Below are 2,281 nucleotides of genomic sequence, written 5' to 3' on the forward strand. Positions count from 1 at the left end.
CGAAGCAAATCGAGGAAGATGCGGAAGCCCGCTCCCGGGACAGCGGAGTCCAGCTTCGCATTGGCGACATGGAGATCAGCCTGACAAGCGGATACGACCGCGAAGTCCTTCGCAGCGTTCTGGAAATGCTGAGGTGATCCCATGATGAGCCCAGAGCAGTCGGGGCGGGAACGGATATTTATCTGTGAGCGAGCAGTGAATTTGCGGAAGTCGTTTGACGGGCTGAGCGGCGTAGTGGAGGGCATCATGGGGGAGGATCCTGAAGCTGGCGACCTCTTTGTTTTCTTCAATCGGACACATAGACAGATCAAGGTTCTGCAATGGCAGTGCGACGGATTTGCAATCTGGATGAAACGATTGGAACAGGGAAGCTTCCATCTTCCCGAACCGAAAGGGGATCGCGCGAAGATTGAGGTCAACGCCCGTGAGTTTGCTGCGATTTTGAACGGAATCAAGCCGGAGAAATATTACAAACGCTATTTTCGAAAGAAAAACTGATTTTTCTCGAATCTTTAAACAATAAAATCAACCTCGTGAGCGTTATCTGAGCGAAAGGAAACCATCAAACCAGTTACCAGTCTAAAACACGTCATGAGCCCTGCGGAAACAAACATAATGGCCTCGTTAACGAGGGAGAACAAAGAGCTTTCTGCGGAAAATGAAAGACTGAAGTTGGAGAACGCGTGGTTGCGACGCAAACTGTTTGGGGTATCCAGTGAACGTTTGCTTCCAGAGAAAGATGAAACACCGTTTCTTGATGGTTTAGCTCCGCATGCATCTGCTCCTGAACCGGAGAAAGAGGTTCAAACCGTTGCAGCACATGAGCGGAAGAAAGCGCAGCCATTCGAATATGAGGTTATTCCTGCCGATGCCCCGGTCAAAGAAATCATCATAACAGATCCGGAATGCGAAAAGAAGGGGCTGAAGCCTTTCGGCTTTATTGAATCCGAACGCGTAGCCGTTCAACGTTCCTTGCTTGTTCTGCGATACAAGCGCATGAAGTATAATGACCCGGACAGAGGTTTGGTTGTCGGACCGGCGCCTGGAGATTTCTTCGACACTCCGAGTGGAAAGACGAAATACGACGCCAGTTTCCTTGCAAAGGTCGTTTCCGACAAATGCGAATTCAGTATCCCGTTGGAACGTCAGGCCAAGATGCTTGCATCATCGGGATTTCATATTGCCCCATCCACGCTCGGGTATATTGTTTCGATGACAGTATCCTCGACCTTGAAGATTCTCTATGAGCGAATGGTCTCGTTAATCCGGCATTGCGAAATTCTTCATGCGGACGAAACACATATCAAGCTCGTCGAAAAAGGCCGAAAAAAATGCAGGCAGGCTTATTTCTGGTGTCAAATGGCTGGTGTCGGACCGCCGATGGTCACGTTCCATTTTGCCCCAACACGATCCAAAGATGTTGCTGAACTTCTACTCGGCAATTATTCCGGAACCATCATCAGAGATTCTTATGTCGGCTACAGCGGCCTTGCTTGCGAGGCAGCCTGTTGCTGGGCGCATGTCCGTCGCAAATTTTTCGATGCGCGAGAGGCCGGCTATCTTCATGCGGAAGAATTTTTGAAATTGATTGGCAATCTCTACAGAATCGAGCAGGTGGCGAAAACACGGGCCGAAGAGAAAAATACCGAGGCTGCCCTCTTTCAGGAGCGCAGAGTCGCACGCCGTGAATCCCGTATCATCGTGAAGGCGTTTTTTGACCGATGCAGACAAGTCGCCGAAATGGAACGTCCATCGTCCCCTGTGCTGAAGGCGATCAACTATGCCTTGAATATCGAAGAAAATCTGGAAAAGTTCCTGGATAATCCCAAGCTCAATATCGACAATAATCCGGCGGAACGAGCGATTCGAGGGATTGCCATCATGAGGAAGAACTGTCTGTTCGCGGGAAGCGAAACTGGCGGCCAGAATCTCGCAATCATCCTTTCGTTTGTCGAAACCTGCCGGGCAAACAAAATCTCGTTCCGTGTCTGGCTTGAGGATGTCCTCCGCCGATTCTCCTCTACTCCCGCGAAAGAGATTGACTCGCTCCTTCCTCAAAACTGGAAGCCTGTCGCTTCTCCGCTGGATTAATTCCACCCAGTCTGCCGTTTTTCCAAAAAACGAAAATAGAGCCTCTATCCACAACCTCGACCTGTATTACACTGGGGGGTTACCTATATTATAACAACCCACGAAAAAACAAGCTGGAAATGCCGGAAATGCCAACATATGCTAAGAAACTCCGCTTTTGGGCAGTTTTTTGAAAGAGTTTATATCATCA

Annotated in this window: 2 protein-coding genes; both read left to right on the top strand. The window is 49.4% G+C overall.

The window, feature by feature from the left end; genetic code table 11:
* The first annotated feature begins 141 nt into the window (after positions 1-141).
* Positions 142-498 (top strand): IS66 family insertion sequence element accessory protein TnpB, encoded by a 357-nt coding sequence (gene tnpB / locus ACJMM9_RS17170; RefSeq protein WP_405329758.1) that lies wholly within the window; start codon positions 142-144, stop codon positions 496-498.
* A 117-nt stretch (positions 499-615) separates the two neighbouring features.
* Positions 616-2,091: an IS66 family transposase gene (gene tnpC, locus ACJMM9_RS17175; protein ID WP_405329761.1), complete on the top strand. Its 1,476-nt coding sequence runs from the start codon at positions 616-618 to the stop codon at positions 2,089-2,091.
* Positions 2,092-2,281: the final 190 nt, after the last annotated feature.

It is taken from the genome of Fibrobacter sp. (assembly GCF_045112255.1).
In the GTDB taxonomy this organism is placed as follows: Bacteria; Fibrobacterota; Fibrobacteria; order Fibrobacterales; family Fibrobacteraceae; genus Fibrobacter.